At 74.5% G+C, this 18,824-nt stretch carries 15 protein-coding genes; 7 read left to right on the top strand and 8 right to left on the bottom strand.

Annotated features, from left to right (window positions below; genetic code table 11):
- The first annotated feature begins 57 nt into the window (after positions 1–57).
- Together DBP14_RS05740 and DBP14_RS05735 are read left to right on the top strand one after the other, a co-directional pair.
- Positions 58–993, top strand: a complete 936-nt coding sequence (locus DBP14_RS05740) for an ATP-binding cassette domain-containing protein (protein ID WP_129305952.1) — start codon at positions 58–60, stop codon at positions 991–993.
- Positions 990–1,661, top strand: coding sequence for an ABC transporter (locus DBP14_RS05735; RefSeq protein ID WP_129305951.1), 672 nt, complete (start codon positions 990–992; stop codon positions 1,659–1,661). Before DBP14_RS05740 ends, DBP14_RS05735 begins: the two co-directional genes overlap by 4 nt.
- Positions 1,662–1,676: 15 nt before the next feature.
- On the opposite strand, the gene DBP14_RS05730 is transcribed toward DBP14_RS05735, so the two are convergent.
- The 5 genes from DBP14_RS05730 to zapE all read right to left on the bottom strand — a co-directional run bounded on the left by DBP14_RS05730 (position 1,677) and on the right by zapE (position 5,926).
- Positions 1,677–1,868, bottom strand: coding sequence for a hypothetical protein (locus DBP14_RS05730; protein WP_129305950.1), 192 nt, complete (start codon positions 1,866–1,868; stop codon positions 1,677–1,679).
- 29 nt (positions 1,869–1,897) lie between these two features.
- The gene (locus DBP14_RS05725; RefSeq protein WP_206739208.1) at positions 1,898–2,761 is read right to left on the bottom strand and encodes a polysaccharide deacetylase family protein; all 864 of its coding nucleotides are present in this window, start codon (positions 2,759–2,761) and stop codon (positions 1,898–1,900) included.
- A gap of 98 nt (positions 2,762–2,859) precedes the next feature.
- Complete coding sequence (locus DBP14_RS05720) at positions 2,860–3,738, bottom strand: PPK2 family polyphosphate kinase (protein WP_129305948.1); 879 nt, start codon at positions 3,736–3,738, stop codon at positions 2,860–2,862.
- Positions 3,735–4,658 (bottom strand): slipin family protein, encoded by a 924-nt coding sequence (locus tag DBP14_RS05715; protein ID WP_129305947.1) that lies wholly within the window; start codon positions 4,656–4,658, stop codon positions 3,735–3,737. The genes DBP14_RS05720 and DBP14_RS05715 overlap by 4 nt, the downstream gene beginning before the upstream one ends.
- A 164-nt stretch (positions 4,659–4,822) precedes the next feature.
- Positions 4,823–5,926, bottom strand: coding sequence for a cell division protein ZapE (zapE, locus tag DBP14_RS05710; protein WP_129305946.1), 1,104 nt, complete (start codon positions 5,924–5,926; stop codon positions 4,823–4,825).
- Between the two features lie 37 nt (positions 5,927–5,963).
- On the opposite strand from zapE, the gene DBP14_RS05705 reads away from it, so the two are divergent.
- The 4 genes from DBP14_RS05705 (at position 5,964) to msrB (ending at position 9,519) form a co-directional block, all read left to right on the top strand.
- A complete protein-coding gene (locus DBP14_RS05705; RefSeq protein ID WP_129305945.1) occupies positions 5,964–6,863 on the top strand; it encodes a pyrimidine reductase family protein in 900 nt (299 codons plus the stop codon).
- Positions 6,864–7,018: 155 nt separating this feature from the next.
- Entirely contained in the window at positions 7,019–7,492 is a 474-nt protein-coding gene (locus DBP14_RS05700) for an indole-3-glycerol phosphate synthase (protein ID WP_206739207.1), read from the top strand.
- Positions 7,493–7,706: 214 nt separating this feature from the next.
- Positions 7,707–9,098 carry a UDP-N-acetylmuramate--L-alanine ligase gene (gene murC, locus DBP14_RS05695; protein WP_129305944.1) on the top strand — a complete coding sequence of 464 codons (1,392 nt, stop codon included), beginning with the start codon at positions 7,707–7,709 and terminating at the stop codon, positions 9,096–9,098.
- Positions 9,099–9,111: 13 nt separating this feature from the next.
- Positions 9,112–9,519, top strand: coding sequence for a peptide-methionine (R)-S-oxide reductase MsrB (gene msrB, locus DBP14_RS05690; RefSeq protein ID WP_129305943.1), 408 nt, complete (start codon positions 9,112–9,114; stop codon positions 9,517–9,519).
- A 116-nt stretch (positions 9,520–9,635) separates the two neighbouring features.
- Here msrB and DBP14_RS05685 read toward each other — a convergent pair whose 3' ends face one another.
- The 3 genes from DBP14_RS05685 to DBP14_RS05675 form a co-directional block, all read right to left on the bottom strand.
- The gene (locus DBP14_RS05685) at positions 9,636–13,142 is read right to left on the bottom strand and encodes a CHAT domain-containing protein (protein WP_129305942.1); all 3,507 of its coding nucleotides are present in this window, start codon (positions 13,140–13,142) and stop codon (positions 9,636–9,638) included.
- A gap of 414 nt (positions 13,143–13,556) precedes the next feature.
- Entirely contained in the window at positions 13,557–14,435 is an 879-nt protein-coding gene (locus DBP14_RS05680; protein ID WP_129305941.1) for a hypothetical protein, read from the bottom strand.
- 10 nt (positions 14,436–14,445) lie between these two features.
- Entirely contained in the window at positions 14,446–14,820 is a 375-nt protein-coding gene (locus tag DBP14_RS05675; protein ID WP_129305940.1) for a hypothetical protein, read from the bottom strand.
- Positions 14,821–14,916: 96 nt separating this feature from the next.
- Here DBP14_RS05675 and DBP14_RS05670 point away from each other — a divergent pair, with 96 nt between their 5' ends.
- A complete protein-coding gene (locus DBP14_RS05670; protein WP_129305939.1) occupies positions 14,917–18,723 on the top strand; it encodes a right-handed parallel beta-helix repeat-containing protein in 3,807 nt (1,268 codons plus the stop codon).
- The last annotated feature ends 101 nt before the right edge of the window (positions 18,724–18,824 follow it).

The raw sequence follows: 18,824 nt of genomic DNA, 5'->3' as shown, positions 1-18,824 counted from the left end.
GGGGCCAACCTTAAGGGGGGCGCCCGGCGCGCGAGGAAGCCGACCACAATGGCTCTCATGCGTCCCGACCTACGACTGACCGGCGTCGGCCGCCGCTACGGCGTGCGCGGCCCCTGGGTGCTCCGAGGCGTCGACCTCACCCTCGCGCCCGGCACGCTCACCCGCGTCGAGGGGGCCAACGGCACCGGGAAGTCCACCCTGCTGCGGCTGCTGGCCCGGCTCGACGCGCCCAGCGAGGGCCGGATCACCGGACGGCCCCGTACGGCCTACGTCCCCGAACGGTTCCCGTCCGCCCTCCCGTTCACCGCCGCGGGCTACCTGACCCACCTCGGCGCCATCGGCGGACTGTCCCGTACGGCCGCCGCGCGCGCCGCGGACGTCTGGCTGGAGCGGTTCGGCGCGGCCGCCCACGCCGGTACGCCGATGTCCCGGCTGTCCAAGGGCGGCAGCCAGAAGGTCGCCGTCGCGCAGGCGCTGCTCGCCGAGCCAGAACTGCTGGTGCTGGACGAGGCCTGGACCGGGCTGGACACGGCCGCGCGGGCCGAGCTGGAGCGAGCCGTCGCCGAGCGGACCGCCGCGGGCGGCGCCGTCGTCTTCGTGGACCACGACCCGCGCCGGCTCGCCGGGGCCGCCGACGCCACCTACACCGTCGTGGACACCGGCCTCGAACGCCGTACCGACGGCGGGAGTCCGCCGCCGTCCGGGCCGCTCGGCCGGATCACCGTGCAGGGGCCTCCCGGAGCGACACTGCCCCCGGAGGCGGCACGGTCGGTCGCCTCCGCCGAGGAGACCACCCCCCGTACCCACCGCCTCACCGTCCCGGCCACCCACATGGACGCCGTCCTGCGCGCCCTCCTGACCGCCGCCCCGCCCTGGCACGTGGTGAGCGTGGAACCAGCGGGACCCGCCGACTCGGCGTGTGCCCGGCCCGACGCGGCCGCCGGGTCCACCGAACCCGCCGCCACCCTCCTCGACCCCGGAAGCCGCTCATGACCGCCCTCGTCCGCTACCACGCCGAGCTGCTCCTGCGCTCCCAGCGCTGGCTGCCCCCGGTGATCCTCTACGCCGCGTTCCTCGGGATCGGGGTGCAGAGCGGTCAGCCCGTGCTCGACTCGCTCGGGTACAGCGCCGCCGCCCTGCTGCCGGTAGCCGCCTGGCTGGTGCGGATCTGTGTCACGGGCGAGCCGGACGCGGCCCGGGCCTGTGTCGCGGCGGCCCGCGGGCCCGCCCGGGCCCACCTGGCCTGTCTGCTGACGGCGCTGCTCGCCGCCGTGGCGCTCGGCGTCGTCGCGACCCTGCTGGTGACGCTGGTCAGCGATCCGGCGAGCAACGGCCACCGCGTGCATGTCGCACCACTGCGGGCCGGTGCGGCCGGACTGCCCGCGGCCCTCGCCTGCGCCCTGCTCGGCACCGCCGTCGGCGCGCTCACCAACCGGCCGCTGCTGCGTTCCACCGGGCGCGCGGTGCCGTCGACGCTGCTGGCCGCGCTGCTGTCGCTGGTGGTCGCGGGCTCCCCGGCGCAGGCGGCGGTCAGCGGCCTGGTCACCGGCTCGGAGTCGGGCCGGGTCCCGCTGTCGTGGTGGCCCCTCGGGGCGGCGGCCCTGGCCGCCGCCCTGGCGTTCGCCGCGGCCTGCGCGCTCACCTCCCGCCGGTCACCGTGAGGCCGGCGGAACGGGTCAGCCCGAGCAGGCGGTGCGCTGGGCCTCTTGCCACTCGCACGGCGGGCACAGCGTGACGCCCTTGTACGACTCCGGGTACTCCGTCGGCTCCCGGCACAGCACGCACTCCGCGTACGGCGGCCCGTCGGCCTTCGGGGGCCTCGGGGTATCGACGATCATGCAGTACGTCTCGTCGTCCTTCTCGGTCATGTCTCCAGCGTAGGCCGGTCAATGGCTGCTCAGTGGCGGGAGTTCGTCTCGCGGATCAGCTCGGAGACCTTCACGAACCGGTAGCCCTCCTTGCGGAGCTTCGGCACGACTGTGCGGACGACCTGCTCGGTGGTCGGGGCGGCGCTGCGCGTGCAGTGCATGATGACGAGCGAACCCGGCTTCACCCCGTCCATCACCTGCTGGGCGACCGCGTCGGCGTTCGTCGCGAAGGCGTCGCCGCTCACCACGTCCCACTGGATCGCGGTGACTCCGAGCCCGCTGAGCGCGCGCAGCGCCTTCTGGTCGTAACAGCCGCCGGGGAAGCGGAAGTACGGCATCGGGTTCGGCACCCCCGCTTTGCGCAGCGAGGTGTACGCGCGCTCGACGTCCGCCTTCATCCCGTTCCCGGAGACCGTGGGCAGGCCGTAGCAGTCGGCGGTGAACGCGTAGTGGCTGTAGGAGTGGTTGGCGACCTCGAACCGCGGGTCGTGGCCCAGGGAGCGGGCCTCGGCCGGGTACTCGTCGGCCCAGCGGCCGGTCATGAAGATCGTCGCCGGGACCTTCAGCGTGCGCAGGGTGCTGATCAGCTTCGGGTTGTCGAAGTGCTCGCCGGCGGCGGCGCGTGGACCCTCGTCGGCGGTCATGTCGGCGTCGAACGTGAACGCCACGACCTTGCCCAGGTCGCGCGGGCCGTGCTCGAAGACGGGTGTCAGTCCGCCCGGACCGGGAGCCAGGACGGGGGGCCGGGTTGGGGACGGCGAGGCGGAGGCCGTCTTGCCGGGGGCCGGCCGCACGGTGTGCGCGGGACCGGTGGTTCCGCAGGCGGAGAGGGCCGCGCCGAGGGCGCAGAGGGCGGTGATACGGGCGGTGATACGGCGTACGAGTGGGATCACCGTACGAACGTAGGGCCGCATGTCTGGTTATGGGGTGATATGAACTACGGCGCGGCGTCGCGCTCACCCGCGCGGCGGGGTGGGAGGGGCCGGCCGGATCAGTCCTCCGCCAGCAGCCGCTCACGGCACGCGGCCACGTCGAAGTACGCCTTCGGGTAGCGCGGGTCGAGGTCCTCCAGGTGCTCCAGCAGCAGGCGGCCGACTGCCCAGTTGCGGTACCACTTGCGGTCGGCCGGCACCAGGTACCAGGGCGCGTGCGGGGCCGCGCAGCGCTCCAGCGCGGTCTCGTAGGCCTGCTGGTAGGCGGGCCACAGGGCGCGGTCGTCGATGTCGCCGGCGCTGAACTTCCAGTGCTTGTCGGGACGGTCGAGCCGGCGCAGCAGGCGTCGCCGCTGCTCCTCGTACGACAGGTGCAGGAAGCACTTGACCAGGGTCACGCCGTCCTCGGCGAGGGAGCGCTCGAAGTCGTCGATACGGCCGTAGCGGCTCTCGATCTCGGCGGGCGGGGCGAGGGCGCGGACGCGGGCGATGAGGACGTCCTCGTAGTGCGAACGGTCGAAGATGCCGATCTCACCGGCCTGGGGGAGCGCGCGGCGCACCCGGCGCAGGAAGTCGTGCCGCCTCTCCTCCTCGGTGGGTGCCGTGAAGGCCTTGATGCGGCAGCCGGATGGGTTGAGCCGCCCGATGACGTGCTTGACCGTGCCGCCCTTGCCGCTGGTGTCCATGCCCTGCAACACAAGCAGCACCCGGCGCCGGTCGCCCGCGGTGCCCGCCGCCCACAGCCGCTCCTGCAGCTCGGCGAGGCGCTCGCCGGTGTGCGCGGCGGCCGCCCGCGCGGCCCTCTTGCCGCCGGGCGGGGCACTGGGAGTGGCCCGGGCGTCGTACGCGGCCAGGTCGACCGGCTCACCGGCCGGGAGGCGCAGCGCGGTCCGCAGGTGCGGGTCCGGGGCGCCCTTCTTCGTGCCTTTCCCCGTCACGGGCGTCCCGGTTCGCCGTTCGGCGCGGGCCGCGGCCCGTTCCCGTTCGGGGTGGCGGGCCCGTTCGCCGCGGTGGGCCCGTTCGGCACGGCCGGCAGGTCGTCCGCGGCCTGGACGGGGTGCCGTACGTCCCCGCCGGCCGTCGGCGTGTCCGGCGCCGGCTGCGAGCCGCGCTCCAGGAAGCGCAGCAGTTCCACCGGGATGGGCAGCACCAGGGTGGAGTTCCGCTCGGCGGACACGGCCATCACGGTCTGCAGCAGGCGGAGCTGGAGCGCGGCCGGTGTGTCGGACATCTGCTGGGCGGCCTCGGCGAGCTTCTTGGAGGCCTGCAGTTCGGCGTCGGCGTTGATGATCCGGGCCCGGCGCTCCCGGTCGGCCTCCGCCTGGCGGGCCATGGACCGCTTCATGGTGTCCGGCAGGGACACGTCCTTGATCTCGACCCGGTCGACCTGGACGCCCCAGCCGACCGCCGGGCTGTCGATCATCAGCTCCAGCCCCTGGTTGAGCTGCTCCCGGTTGGACAGCAGGTCGTCCAGGTCGCTCTTGCCGATGATGGAGCGCAGCGAGGTCTGTGCCATCTGCGAGACCGCGAACTTGTAGTCCTCGACCTTGATCAGCGCGTTCGTCGCGTCGATCACCCGGAAGTAGACGACCGCGTCCACCCGCACGGTCACGTTGTCGCGGGTGATGCCCTCCTGGGCGGGGATCGGCATCGTCACGATCTGCATGTTCACCTTGTGCAGCCGGTCGACGAACGGGACCACCAGCGTGAGGCCCGGCGACCGTACGTCACCCGCGACGCGGCCCAGCCGGAACAGCACGCCCTGCTCGTACTGCTTGACCACCCGTGCGGCCATCGCCAGGTAGACCACGCCGAGCGAACCGGCCGCCGCGATGGCTCCCACCAGCTCCTGGACCATGACGACCTCCTCGAAGAGGCCCGCTTTGTCTGTTGCTGCAACGATATGCCCGGCCTGCGGTAGAAGCCACGGACCGGGCGACGGGGGCGCGCGACGTAAGGCAGCGGTAAGGCGGCGGTGAGCGGTGTACGGAGAGCGGTGTGCGGAGAGGAGTGTGAGGAGGGCTACGCGGCGACGAGCGGCTTGGCGTCCCGGGCGAGGGCGGTGAGCCGGGATATCGCCCGGAAGTACTTCTTGCGGTAGCCGCCGTTCAGCATCTCCTCGCTGAACAGCCGGTCGAACGGCAGTCCCGAGGCCAGCACCGGGACCTCGCGGTCGTAGAGCCGGTCCGCGAGGACCACGAGCCGCAGGGCCGTCGACTGGTCCGGCACCGGCCGCACATCGGTGAGGCAGACCGCCGTGAGCCCGTCGGTGAGGGCGCCGTACCGGCTCGGGTGCACCTTGGCCAGGTGGTCCAGCAGGTGCGGGAAGTCGTCCAGGCTGGCGCCGTCGGTCGCGTACGCCGCCTTGGTCACCTCCTCGTCGCCGAACGGCGCCGGCGCCTCCGGCAGGCCGCGGTGGCGGTAGTCCTCGCCGTCGATGCGCAGCGGGCGGAAGTGCGCGGACAGGCCCTGTATCTCGCGCAGGAAGTCGGCGGCGGCGAAGCGGCCCTCGCCCAGCTTGCCCGGCAGCGTGTTGGAGGTGGCGGCGAGCGCGACACCCGCGTCGACCAGCTTGCCGAGCAGGGTGGAGACGAGCACGGTGTCGCCCGGGTCGTCCAGCTCGAACTCGTCGATGCACAGCAGGCTGTGGCCGGACAGCGTCTGCACGGTCTTCTGGAAGCCGAGGGCGCCGACCAGGTTGGTCAGTTCCACGAACGTGCCGAACGCCTTGCGGGCGGGCTCGGCGGGGGTGGCGTGCCAGAGGGAGGCGAGGAGGTGGGTCTTGCCGACGCCGTACCCGCCGTCCAGGTACACGCCGCGCGGCCCGGCAGGGGTCTTCGGAGCCCTGGACCGGCCGAACCCGAGGAACCCGCGCTTGCCGGCACCGGACGCGTGCGCCCCGCCGAGCCCGGCCGCGAAGCCCTCCAGGACCCGCACGGCCTCCGTCTGGCTCGGCTGGTCCGGGTCCGGGATGTACGTGGCGAACCGGACCGAGTCGAAACGCGGTGGCGGCACCATCTCGGCGACCAGCCGGTCGGCGGGCACGTGCGGCTCACGGGCGCACAGGGAGAGCGGGCCCGCTTCGGTCAGCGGGCCGGCTCCGGGGGCGGCGGGGGAGGAAGACACGGTTATCCATGGTAAGCGCCGTGTCAGACTGCACGACATGCGACGCCTGTTCCCTGTGACCGACCAGACACCGACCGAGACCCCCGAGGAGGGCGCGGCACCCGGGGCCGGCGGGCCCGCGGGGGGCGGCGCGCCTCGTGTCGGCGGGCCCGCGGGGAGTGGCGCGCCGAGTGTCGGCGGCCCACTCGGAAGCGACGCGCTCGTGCCGCGGGAGTGGACGCTCGCCGAGCTGGCCGCCGCCTACGCCTACCCCGAGACCGCGCCGGGGGAGCCGCGGGCCTGGCTGCGGGCCAACATGGTGTCGACGCTCGACGGCGCCGCCCAGCACGAGGGCCGCTCGCACCCCATCTCCAGCGCGGCCGACATGCGGATCTTCGGCACGCTGCGGGCGCTCGCGGACGTCGTCGTCGTAGGCGCGGAAACGGTACGGCAGGAGGGCTACCGCCCGGCCCGCGAGCGCGCCGAGTTCGCGGGCGCCCGCAAGGCCGCCGGCCAGGGCCCGGCCCCGGCCGTCGCCGTCGTCACGGCGAGCCTGGAGCTGGACTTCTCCCTGCCCCTGTTCACCTCGCCGCTGGTGCCCACCCTGATCCTGACCGGCGCCGCCGCGGCCCCGGACCGCGTCGCCGCCGCCGAGCGCGCCGGTGCCGTGGTCGTCGTCGCCGGTGAGGGCATGGGCGTCGAGCCCGCCCGCGCCGTGCGGGCCCTCGCCGAACGGGGCCACACCCGGCTGCTCACCGAGGGCGGCCCGCGGCTGCTCGGCCAGCTGGTCGCCGCAGAGGTGCTCGACGAGCTGTGCCTGACCACGGCGCCGATGCTCACCGCCGGGGACGCGCAGCGCATCGCCGGCGGGCCGTCCGTCACCGTCCCCCGCCGCTTCGAACTGCTGTCCCTGCTGGAGGAGGACGGATTTCTGTTCGGTCGGTACCGTCGGCCCTGAAATAAGCGGAATAGGCAGTTCCGTTTGGCTTCCGCTGGGCAAAATGAGACCGGCACTACCCGTGCGATCACGGGGAAGGATGGTTTCCGCAGGGCCTGCCCGGCCCCCGGAGGTACAGAGGGCCCGACCGGTCCTCGCAGGAGAAGAGGCGGCTGGTGTTCACAAGCGTTCTGATGATCGAGAAGGCCCTGACGTCCGCCGACGTGGAGTTCGTCAGCACCTTGCACGGCGAGGAGCCGGTCTCCTTCCATGTGCTCCTCCAGCCGCGCGGCGACCAGGCGGACCGCCTGCTGCGCGCCATCGACGACATCGCGCTCGGCGAACTCGACGACGCCGTTCGCGAGGGCGAGACACCCGAGGGCGAGGAGGCCAAGGGCGTCGGGCAACGGGCCCTGGAGGTGTCCGTCCAGGCCCTGCGGAGCGCCGGCGGCCGCGCCGACGGACGGCTCGTGGAGGACCACCCGCTGGACGCGCTGAAGGCGCTGGTCGCGGAGGTCGGCGCGGACGAGGTGATCGTTCTGACCGACCCGCACTATGTGGAGGAGTTCTTCCACCGTGACTGGGCCTCGCGTGCGCGGCACAGAGTGGGGGTGCCGGTGCTGAAGCTCTTCTCGCACAGCAAGGTGTAGCCGCGCCGGCTTCGCCGGGGGGCCGTTCGGGGTGCGGTGCGTTGTGCGGTGCGGGTGCGTTGTGGCTTGTCGCGCCCACGCGGCGGAGCCGCACATGGACACAGCCCCGCGCCCCTTGGGTTGGTCTCCGCCCCGCCCCTTGCCCGGCAACCGGTGCGCGGGCGCATAGGCTGGGCCCTGCTTCAGCTCGTTTTCGTGACTCTGGGAGAGACGCATGGCATCCGGCCTTTCTGCCGCCATGGACCGACCGCACTTCATCGGCATCGGCGGCGCCGGGATGTCGGGCATCGCCAAGATCCTCGCGCAGCGCGGGGCCAAGGTCGCGGGCAGTGACGCCAAGGACTCGGCGACCGCCGAGGCCCTGCGCACCCTCGGCGTGACCGTCCACATCGGGCACGCCGCCGGGCACCTCGCCGACGACGCGAGCTGTGTCGTCGTGTCGTCGGCGATCCGCGCGGACAACCCCGAACTGGTCCGCGCCGCCGAGCTGGGCATCCCCGTGGTGCACCGTGCGGACGCGCTGGCCGCCCTGATGACCGGCCTGCGCCCGATCGCCGTGGCCGGCACCCACGGCAAGACCACCACCACCTCCATGCTGGCGGTCTCCCTCACCGAACTGGGCCGCGAGCCGTCGTACGCCATCGGCGGCGACCTGGACGCCCCCGGCTCCAACGCGCTGCACGGCGCGGGCGACATCTTCGTCGCCGAGGCCGACGAATCGGACCGCAGCTTCCACACGTACGACCCCGAGGTCGCCATCGTCCTCAACGTCGAGCTGGACCACCACGCCAACTACGCCTCGATGGACGAGATCTACGAGTCCTTCGAGACCTTCGCCGGGAAGATCGTGCCCGGCGGCACCCTGGTGATCTCCGCCGACCACGAGGGCGCCCGCGAGCTGACCCGGCGCCTGTCCGGCACGGTGCGGACGGTGACGTACGGCGAGGCCGAGGACGCCGACGTACGGGTCCTGGCGATCGTCCCGGAGGGACTGCGCAGCCGGGTCACCGTGGTTCTCGACGGGCAGGAGCTGACCTTCGGCGTCTCCGTCCCCGGCCGGCACTACGCCCTCAACGCCGTCGCCGCGCTCACCGCCGGCGCGGCCCTCGGCATCCCGGCCGCCGAGCTGGCGCCGGCCCTCGCCGCCTACACCGGCGTCAAGCGGCGCCTCCAGCTCAAGGGCGAGGCGGCCGGCGTCCAGGTCGTCGACTCCTACGCCCACCACCCCACGGAGATGACCGCCGACCTGGAGGCCATGCGGGCCGCCGCCGGCGACGCCCGCATCCTGGTCGTCTTCCAGCCCCACCTGTTCTCCCGCACCCAGGAGCTGGGCACCGAGATGGGGCAGTCCCTGGCACTCGCCGACGCCTCCGCGGTCCTCGACATCTACCCGGCCCGTGAGGACCCGATCCCGGGCGTCACCAGCGAGCTGATCGTCGACGCCGCGCGCGCCGCCGGCGCCGACGTCACCCCCGTGCACGACAAGGCGGCCGTCCCCGGCCTGATCGCGGGAATGGCGAAGGCCGGTGATCTCGTTCTCACCATGGGTGCGGGCGACGTGACCGACCTCGGTCCGAAGATCCTGGACCGCCTGACGCAGAGCTGAGGGGCTGAGACACATGGCGTACGACGTCGAGAAGCCGGACGAGCAGTGGCGCGCGGAGCTGACCCCGGCCGAGTACGCCGTCCTGCGCGAGGCCGGTACCGAGCCGGCCTTCGTCGGGGAGTACACGGACACCAGGACCAAGGGCGTCTACTCGTGCCGTGCCTGCGGCGCCGAACTGTTCACCTCGGACACGAAGTTCGCCTCGCACTGCGGCTGGCCGTCGTTCTACGACCCGAAGGACACCGACGCGGTCGAGCTGATCGAGGACCGGTCGCACGGGATGGTGCGGACCGAGGTGCGGTGTGCGCGGTGCGGGTCGCATCTCGGGCATGTGTTCGAGGGTGAGGGGTATCCGACGCCGACGGACCAGCGGTACTGCATCAACAGCATCTCGCTGCGGCTGGCGGCGGACGAGGGCTGAGGGCGGGCTTCTCGCCGGGTTCTTTCGCCCCCGCCGCCCCTTCCCTTCCCGTTCCTGGGGGCTGCGCCCCCTTGCCCCCCTTCGCGCAGTTCCCCGCGCCCCTTTGAGGGGGCGTCTCATGCGCCTGCGTGGACCAGGGCTGACCAGGTCCATGGGCGGTCCGGGTCCGCCGCGCGCAGGGCGCGGACCGTTTCGTGGAGGGCCAGGGCCGCGGGGAGGGGGGCCGGGTCCGGGAGGGACGGGGCCAGGGTGTGGTGGAAGGCGGCGGCCGCGTCCGCGGCGAACGCGTCGCCGACCTCCCACAGGGTGGCCACCGACTGGGTGTACCCGGCCAGCTGGAACGCGGACGCGAGGTGGATGACCTCGTCGGCCAGGGCCGGGGCCGCGCTGCCCCGGGCCGTGCCGCAGGCGGACAGGTAGGCCAGCTCGGCCGCCTCCAGGCGCAGGTCGGCGATGTCGGCGATCCGCAGGTCCCCGTCGGCGAGCAGCAGCCGCCCGTCCGCCGCGTCCTCCGGGTCACCGCCGGCGTGGCAGGCGAAGTGCACGACCGCCGCGTCCAGCACCGCCGTACGCACCGCCTCGCGCGTGGCCGCCGCGCCGATCAGCGGCACACCGCCGCCCGCCGCGACCGCCCCGGTGGCCTCGGCCACGGTCCGGGCCAGCGGAGCCTGCCCCGGCGTCTCGGGCATGGCCACCGCCAGCACCCCGCGCCGGCCGGGCTCCGCGCGCCGCCGCGCCCGGCTGAACAGCAGGGCACGCAGCGTCGGCGTGTAGGACGACGCCACCCGGTCCAGTACGGCCGTGCCGGTCCCGGTGCCGTGATGACCGGCCGCGTGCAGCGGGAAGGCGTTGAGCACCCCGGACGGCGACCACCACAGCCGCGGCCAGGGCGCCCCGGGCTCCGGCGGGCCGGTCAACTCCAGGGCGTCCAGGACCGGTTCGGCCAGCACGTCCCACAGCCAGCCCAGGGTGCCCGTGAAGATCTCTCGCGCCTCCTCGAACAGCGGGTCGTACGGCCCCGCCGTCAGCACCTGAACCGCCAGCCGGAACGACTCGGCCTGCGCCACCAGGTCCGAGGCGTACAGCCGGGGCAGCCGTACCGTCCGCAGCCGCCCGCTCCCGTCCAGGACCAGCGCGTCGCAGCGGCGGGGGTGCATGTTGACGCTGACCACCGGCCCCTCCGCGGCGGCCGGCCGCAGGTCGTCCAGGCCGAGCGGCAGCGGGGTCAGGAACCGCTGGAACCCCGGCCGCCGCTGGAGTTCGGTGATCAGCCGGGCCGCGTCCTCGGTGACCGCGCGCTGCTCCGCCATCTCCTCCGGGGTGGGCCAGTGGCCCGGCTCCGCACCCCGGCGCAGCTCCCGGATCCGGTCCAGCGCCGAGCGCAGCCGGGCGTGCAGAGCGGCGTCGGCGCCGTGCAGTTCGCCCAGCTCGCGGCGGGCGTTCAGCGCGGCGGAGAGCAGGTGCGCCCGGCCGTCCTCCAGGGTTTCCAGGGCCTCCACCGGGTCGTCCTCGTCGAGCGCCTTCGCGGCACCCTCGGAGGCCAGCCGGGTGACCAGGCTGGGGGACCGGCCGGCGCCGGCCGGCCCGCCGCCGAGGAGCCGGCCGCGCTGGACCCGGTGCTGCACGGCCGACGTCCAGCGCGCCAGCAGCATGACCGTGCGCAGATCGGGCTCCCCGGCCGCGGTCAGCTCGCGGGCGATGGCCTCGGCCTCGGTGAAGTCCGCCTCCTCGGACCACAGTTGGTGCCGGCTGAACAGGGAGATGGCCAGGGCCGTGCGGGAACCGTCGTACTCCGGTGAACCCGGCTGGAGCCGGTCCAGGGTGCGCCGGGCCGCGCGGACGCCCTCCTCCAGCGCCTGCAACTGGTCGAACGGCGACTCCTGGGCGAAGATCAGCGCGGTGTGCCCGGCGAACAGTTCCGGGCTGATGCCCAACTCCTCCATGCTGTTGGGGAGTTCCTCGAACATCTCACGCAGCAGCGGCAGCGACTCGCGCATCCTGCCGAGACGGACCCGCTGGTCCTGCGTCTCGTCCATCGACTCGTGCATGACCATCAGCATGGTCAGCATGGACCGGCCGCTCTTCAGGAGCCGGTACTCACGGGTGTCCGGTGCGAGGCCGGCCATCAACCGCTCGTGCACGCCGAGGAGTTCCTCGACGCCGGTGAGGTCGGCCGGTCCCTGCGGCACCGGGTCGGCCGGCTCGTCGCCGCCTTGCAGGAGCCTGGCGAGAGCGTTCCCGCGTTTCTCCTCGGGCAGCCGGCCGATGCGCCGCGCCAGCATCTCCAGGCCCTTGCCGTACACCTCCTCCAGGGAGACCTGTTCGGGATAGCCGAGGACGAGGCTGCCGAACTCCATCAGCTCGTGACTGCGGCTGCCGCCCTCCTGCGGGCCCATGCCGAGCAGGGCCATCACGGCGGCGATGGGGTGGTCGCCGCCGCCTTCACCGGTGAGCACGGGCCGCAGGAACGCGTCGATCGCCTCCCAGTCCTCCCGCTGCCCGGGTGTGAGGTCCGAACGGGACGCCAGCTCCCCCTTCAGGACGGCCGCGCGGCTCAGCAGCGCCTCCGCCCGCGCGGTCCGCTCGGCGTCCCCGGCGAAGACCGGGCCGGCGTCCGCCAGCAGGTCGATGGCCTCCTGCGGCTCCTGGGCGGTGATCAGACTCGCCGCCAGCCGCAGCAGGACGTCCACGCGTGCCGGATCGCCCACGGGGGTGAGGCCGAGCAGCCGCCGCAACGCCTCGACGGCCTCCCGGGCCCGCTCGGCGGCCGGGGTCCGGTCGACGTCGTGCACGCCGATCAGCGCGGCGCCCGCCAGCCGGTCCAGGCGCTCGCGCAGCGCCTCGGTGTCCCCGTCCCCGGTGAGATCCAGGGAGCGGCGCAGCGCCGTGACCGCCTCCTCGCGCACCTCGGGGCCGACCTCCTCGCCGTCGTCGGCGGTGACGGCGTACGCGGTGAGCGCCTGCCCGAGGTCGGAGTACGTCTGGGCCACGTTGTCGTCGGCCGGATCCCCGCCCCGGGCCGCCGCACGCAGCAGGTCGATCGCCTCGGGCAGCGGCGTACGGTCCTCACGCGCGCCGGCCCACGCGAGCAGCGCCACGCCGAGCCCGTGGGCGCAGCGCGCGCGGTTGGGGTGGTCCGGGGGAGTGCCGTCGAGGGCGGTGCGCAGCACGTCGACGGCCTCGGAGAGCCGCGGCTCCCCGTCCGGCACGTGCACGCTGCCCAGGAGCAGCGCGTACCCCAGGTTGCACAGGGCCAGCGCCCGGTCGTGCCCCTCGGGCGACAGGTACGGCATCGCCTGGCGGGTCAGCGTGGCCGCGGCCTCCAGCGGCTCGGGGCGGCCCCGCCCGGCGCCCAGCTCCAGCAGGAGCAGCGACACGTTGACCAGGGACGCCGCGTGTTCCTGGACGATCGCCGCCGGATCGTCGGGCCGTCCCCCGCCGGGGCCCAGCCAGGCGTCGAGCGCGGCCCGCAGCGGCGGCGGCAGCACGTCCGGCGTACCGGGCAGGTGGCAGTGGAACGGCGCGAGCAGCAACAGCCCCTGCCGGGCCTCCTGTTCGGCCGTCGGCGCCTCGCGCCGGTCGTCGGCCCGCAGCAGCCACGCCACACCGAGCGTGTACGCCACCTCCTGATCGACACCGTAGGCCCCGTCCGGCGCCCGTCCCACCAAGTAACCCACCAGAGCCTCGATCTCCCCCCGAGCCTCCTCGGTATGCAGCGCCGCGGCCCCGTCCCCACCCCCCACCCCGTCCACCCGCCCCCGCACAACCCCCAACAACCGCTCCCGCTCACCCATCCACCCCACACCACCTTCCCCAGCCACCCCGCTCACCTCTCAAACTCCCCGCACAGCAACTCCGCAAGGGGCGCGGGGAACTGCGCATCGCCCGAGCCCAACTCCGCTCACCCAGAAAACCAGCCGCACCACAACTCCCCAGGGGCGCGGGGAACTGCGCGCCCAGCCACCGCGTACCCGCACCAGTGAACCGGCGGTCAGCCACCACGCACCAGCACCAGTGAACCGGCAGTCAGCCACCCCTCATCCGCGCCGCGCCCCCGCCCCCTTCCGAAAGCGCTCGGTGACGGCGGGCCCGAGCCCGGCCCGCACCGGCCGGCTCTCCCCGTCGAAGCGCTCGTACAGCTCCGGCAAGTGGACATCCACCGCGGACTCCACCAACTCCGCGTACTCCTCCGCCCGTTCCCGCCCCCGCCGCCAGGCGACCAGCGCAGCGCCCGCCCCGGCGACCGCGCCCGGCCACCACACCGCGCCCAGCAGCAGATACAGCACCGCCCACCCACCCAGCCGCATCGCCTCGTCCAGCCGCTGCCGTGACTCGATCAGCGGCTGCCGCGTGGAGTCGGGCAGCAGCAGCCACAAACGCGGCCACGCGTCGGCCAGTTCCAGCCGGTACTCCAGCCGGATCCGCGCGGCCGGGGCGCGCAGCCGGTCCCCGGCCCAGGTCGGGCACTGCGGACGGACCAGCGCGACATCGTTGCGCGCGGCCTCCAACGGCCCCAGCTCACGGGCCTCCCGCGCCTCGCGGCAGGCGCGGTCACGGGCGTCCCACAACCGGCGCCGCCGCTCGGTGAGCGCGCCCGCCACACGGCCCAGCGGCCCGGGCCAGCTCCCCATCAGGGCCCGCTCGTACGGCCCGGTCAGCGCGTCCGCCAGCAGGCCCGCGGCGAAGGACGCGGCCAGTACCCCGAGCAGCAGCACCGCCGTACGCGTGGACCCGGAGCCGTCGGCGGTCAGCGCCCGCAGCCGGTGCCGCAGCAAATCCAGGTCCGACCAGTGCCGCTGGCCCAGCGTCATACCGGCCGCCGCCAGCGCGGTGAACACCAGGCCCGGCAGCACCACGGCCGCCGCCCAGCGCTCGGCCAGCTTCCGGCCGACGTCCGTGGCGAGCCCCGTCAGCATGCCGACCCGCTCAGCTCTCGGCTTCGAAGCGCAGCGCCACGTCGAACACCTCGCACACCGGCAGCTGTTCGCCAGCCCCCCGCCGCTCCCGCCGGGAGCACGCCCCGCGCGGGCAGACGTGCTCACCGGACACCGCGTGCGGACCGTCGTCCGCGACAGCCGTCGGCAGGGTCGTCCGGGGCAGTCCGCCGGCCGGGATCCACCTCCCGTCCAGCTCCGGCTCCGGAACGGGAGGCCGGTTCAGCAGGCCCAGTTCGGCCAGATACTCCTCGACCGGCTCACCCGCCCGCGCGGCACGCAGCGCACGGTCGATCAGCGGGCGTCTCGCCGCCCCCACCGGCCCCCGGCTGATCTGCCGCAGTCGGGGCAACTGGGCACAGAGCAAGGCAAGTTGTGTATCTCGGACCTCGGATGACGACACATCACCCATGGTAGTCGGATCCTCTACGCTTGATCCCAGGAACAGCGGACGGGGGTACGCGTGGACGTCCGGCTCGGCACCGGGAACCCGACGGACACCGCAGGGACGGCGGACACCGCAGGGACGACAGACGCCGCACGTACTGCGGGCGCGCCGCCACGTCCCCGTACGCCCCGCGCCACCTTCCACCGCGATCTGCAGACCGTGCAGAACCGGCTGTGGGCCGCGTCCGCTTCCGGCGTCGCCGCGCTGGTCTGCTGCCTGTCCGCCGACGGCGCCCGCGCGGCGCACTCGCCGTGGCCCGTGCTCGCCGTGAGCGTCGCCGGTGCGGCCGTCCTGGCGCTGGCCGGCCTGCGGCTCCTGCTGACCTCCCTGCTGCCGTTCGCGCTCGTCGTCGACGCGTCCGGCCTCCAGTGGCGCGGCCCGCTGCGCCGGACCACGCTGCACTGGGCGGAGATCGACGTGATCTGCGTGGTCCCAGTGGCCGGCCGGCGCCTGTCGCGCACGGACCACCGGTTCCCGGATCAGTTGCTGGTCCGCACCGTGGCCCCGGACGGCCGGCGCCGGCCCCGGCACGCCCCGCTCTCCCTCGCCCTGTCCCCGTTCCGGCTGACGCCCCGTTGGGACCCGCACTGGCAGGGCCTCACCATCGACCTGCGCCTGCTGGACGCCGACCCGGCCGCCCTGGACACCGCGCTCGGCACCCACGCCGGCCCCCGCTGGCGCCGTACCGGACTGCCCCCGCACGGGGAGTCCGGCCACCGGGTCCCGGGCCGGCTGCGGTCCCCGTTCGCGGCCCGGGCCGCCCGCCGCGCCCGGGGGCTGTCCGTCGCCGTCTGGCTGCTGTGCTGCTGGGGCTACCTGTGGCACAGCGGCGTCCGGCCGGGCGCCGGCCTGCACTGGGTGTACGTCGGCAGCGCGCTCGCCGCCCCCGCCGTCGTCCTGCCGGCGCTCACCGCACTCGACCGGCTGCTCGGCCGCCGCTGCGCGCTGTACCTGGACGACGAGGGCCTGCGGCTGCGTATTGGCGCCGACGAACGCGCGCTGACCTGGGCCGAGGCGGCCTCCCTGGAGATCGGTTCGCCGCCCGGCCCGGCGGGGGAGCTGAGGCCCCGCTGGACCCTGCTCGTCCACCGGCCGGACGCCGCGCCGGCCTCCGGCTTCCAGGCGGCGGCCGACGGCACCGTCCAGCGCGTGCCGACGGCGCCGCCGTACCCGCCGCCGGTCGTGGAACCGCTGCGGGGCTGCTTCCGGGCGGTCCCCGGCGGGCCGCTGGAGGTCGTGCCCGTGCTGGCGGGCCCCGTCGGCGAACCGCACGGCCTGTCGGTGCACCCCGAGCAACTCGCCTACACCCTCGCCGCGTACGGCGCCCGTGTCACCGGCCCGGCCCGGGGCAGCGAGGGCGTGCGCCGCTGGGCCGCCCCCGCCCCCGGCGCCGTACCACCGCCCCCGGACCCGCCGGCCCCGCCACCCGCGTCCCGTACGGCCGCCGCCGGGGAGGTGCGGGTACTGCGGGTCGGCCGCTCCGCGACCCGGGGGCACCGCACGATCGCGGCGGCGCTGCGCGCGCACGGCGGCGAGGGACCCGTGTGCGTGCTGGTCGAGCCCGGCCGGTACCGCGATCCCCTCGTCCTCAAGGGCGATGTGGAGATCCGCGCGGTCCACGGGCCGGGCACGGTGGTGGTCGAGCGGTCCGGGGAGACCACCGTCACCGCCACCGGCAGCGCCGTGCTGACCGGTCTGACCGTCATCGCGGGCGGCAAGGCGGCCGTCGGCGCCGGTGCCGGACGGCTCGCCCTGCGCGACTGCCGGCTCGAAGGACGGCCCGGGGCCGCCGCGCTGACCGCCGGAAAGGACGCCGAGGTCACCGTGACCGGCGGCGAACTCGCCGTGGGAGCGGTCACGTTGAGCGGTGGAGGCCGTGCGGCCTTCGTCGGCACCCGGTTCTCGGAGGCCGCCGAGGACGCCCTCCGCGTCACCGAAGGCGGCCGCGCCGAGGCGATCGGATGCTCCTTCACCGGCACCCGGGCCGCCGCCGTCCACGTCACCGGCGCCGGCAGCCACGCCCGCGTCACCGACTGCGTGTTCACCGGCACCGGCGGCCAGGGCGTCCTCGTCACGGAGCACGCCGCCGCCGAGGTGCGCGACTGCCGGTTCCAGGACCTCGCCGGCACCGCCCTCGTCTTCCGCGAGCAGGGCCACGGAACCGTCACGCGCGCCCGCGTGACCGGCGCGAACGCGGGCGCGCTCATCTCCGGCGGCGCCGACCCGGCCTTCTCGGACTGCGTCTTCGACAGCTGCCGCAACACCGCCGTCCACGTCACCGAGGACGCCGTCGGCCGGGTGACCGACTGCTCCTTCACCCACCTGTCCAACACCGCCCTCCACGCCGACCAGCGGGGCAGCCTGCGCGCCGACGGCTGCCGGATCGACGGCGCCCGCACCGGAGTGCTCGTGGAGAACGGGCACGCCGTCGTCACCGGACTGGACGCCCGCGCCCTGACCGAGTCGGCGGTCCGGCTGTGCAAGAACGGCACCGTCGAGGTCAACGGACTGCGCGCCGAGCGGTGCAAATACGGGGTGTACGGCTCCGACAGCGGCTCGGCCGGCGACCTCACCGGCGCGCGGCTGCGGGACCTGGGCGACTGCGGACTCGTACTGACCGGGTCCGCCCGGCTCACCGCCCGGGACGTCCAGGTCACCGACACCGTCGCCGACGGTCTTTTCGTCCGTGACACCGCCTCCCTCACCGCCCGCCGGTGCACCGTGGAACGGGCCGGGCGGCACGGCGTCCACCTCCTGGACAGCGCCTCCCTCACCGCCGAGGAGCTGACCGTGACCGGGTCCGGCGGACACGGCCTCCTCGCCGAGGACAACAGCCAGTTCGACGTCCGCGACAGCGCCCTCACCGACAGCGAACGCGACGGACTGCACACCGACGCCACCACCCGCGGCCGTATCACCGACAGCCGGATCACCGGCAGCCACGGCGCGCCGGTCACCGGCGAGGGCACCCTGCGCCGTACCGCCGTCACCACCGACCCGTCGCCGCCCCCGGAGGACGACGGATCCGCGGACCCGCGCGCCGAACTCGACGCGCTGATCGGGCTGGACGAGGCCAAGCACCAGGTCCGCACGCAGGTGGACCTGCTCCGGCTGACCGGCCTGCGCCGCGACGCCGGGCTGCCCGCGCCGCCCGGCAGCCGCCACCTGGTGTTCTCCGGTCCGCCCGGCACCGGGAAGACCACCGTGGGCCGCCTCTACGGCCGCATCCTCGCCGATCTGGGCCTGCTGGCGGACGGCAGGCTCGTCGAGGCGCACCGCAGCGACCTGGTCGGCCAGTACCTGGGCGCGACCGCGCTGAAGACCCGCGCCGTCTTCGACAGCGCCCGCGGCGGGGTCCTCTTCATCGACGAGGCCTACAGCCTCGCCCGGCGCTTCGGCGTGAACCACGACCTCGGGCAGGAGGCCATCGACGAGCTGACCAAGCTGATGGAGGACCACCGGGACGACGTCGTGGTGATCGCGGCCGGCTATCCGGCGGAGATGGACGAGTTCCTCGCCGCCAACCCGGGGCTGGCGTCCCGGTTCTCCCGGACCGTGTCCTTCCGGCCGTACACCCCGGACGAACTGGTGCGGATCGTACGGCACCTGGTGCGCCGGCACGGATTCGAGCTGGACGCCGGTGTCGACGAACTGCTCCTCGCCCGGTTCCGGGCGCGGGCCGACGCCTCGGAACCCGCCAACGGGCGGGACGCGCGCACCCTGTTCGAGGGGATGGTGGAGCGGATGGCGGTGCGGCTCGCGGACGTGGAGCGGCCCGGCCACCAGGAGCTGCTGGTGCTGCGGACGGACGACCTGCCGTAGCACGGCGGCAATGGCGCGGAGCTGCTGAAACAGGCGCCGTCTAGACTCTTCCCGCAACGGCCGGGCCACCGCACACCGTGGCCGAAGCGGGCAGAAACCTG

It is taken from the genome of Streptomyces sp. L2, assembly GCF_004124325.1.
Lineage (GTDB): Bacteria > Actinomycetota > Actinomycetes > Streptomycetales > Streptomycetaceae > Streptomyces.
This window is presented reverse-complemented; position numbering and strand designations above follow the sequence as displayed.

Coding starts and splice junctions, on each gene's coding strand:
- DBP14_RS05740 (WP_129305952.1), top strand. CDS start 58: ATGCGTCCCGACCTACGACTGACCGGCGTCGGCCGCCGCTACGGCGTG.
- DBP14_RS05735 (WP_129305951.1), top strand. CDS start 990: ATGACCGCCCTCGTCCGCTACCACGCCGAGCTGCTCCTGCGCTCCCAG.
- DBP14_RS05730 (WP_129305950.1), bottom strand. CDS start 1,868: ATGACCGAGAAGGACGACGAGACGTACTGCATGATCGTCGATACCCCG.
- DBP14_RS05715 (WP_129305947.1), bottom strand. CDS start 4,658: ATGGTCCAGGAGCTGGTGGGAGCCATCGCGGCGGCCGGTTCGCTCGGC.
- DBP14_RS05705 (WP_129305945.1), top strand. CDS start 5,964: ATGCGACGCCTGTTCCCTGTGACCGACCAGACACCGACCGAGACCCCC.
- murC (WP_129305944.1), top strand. CDS start 7,707: ATGGCATCCGGCCTTTCTGCCGCCATGGACCGACCGCACTTCATCGGC.
- msrB (WP_129305943.1), top strand. CDS start 9,112: ATGGCGTACGACGTCGAGAAGCCGGACGAGCAGTGGCGCGCGGAGCTG.
- DBP14_RS05680 (WP_129305941.1), bottom strand. CDS start 14,435: ATGCTGACGGGGCTCGCCACGGACGTCGGCCGGAAGCTGGCCGAGCGC.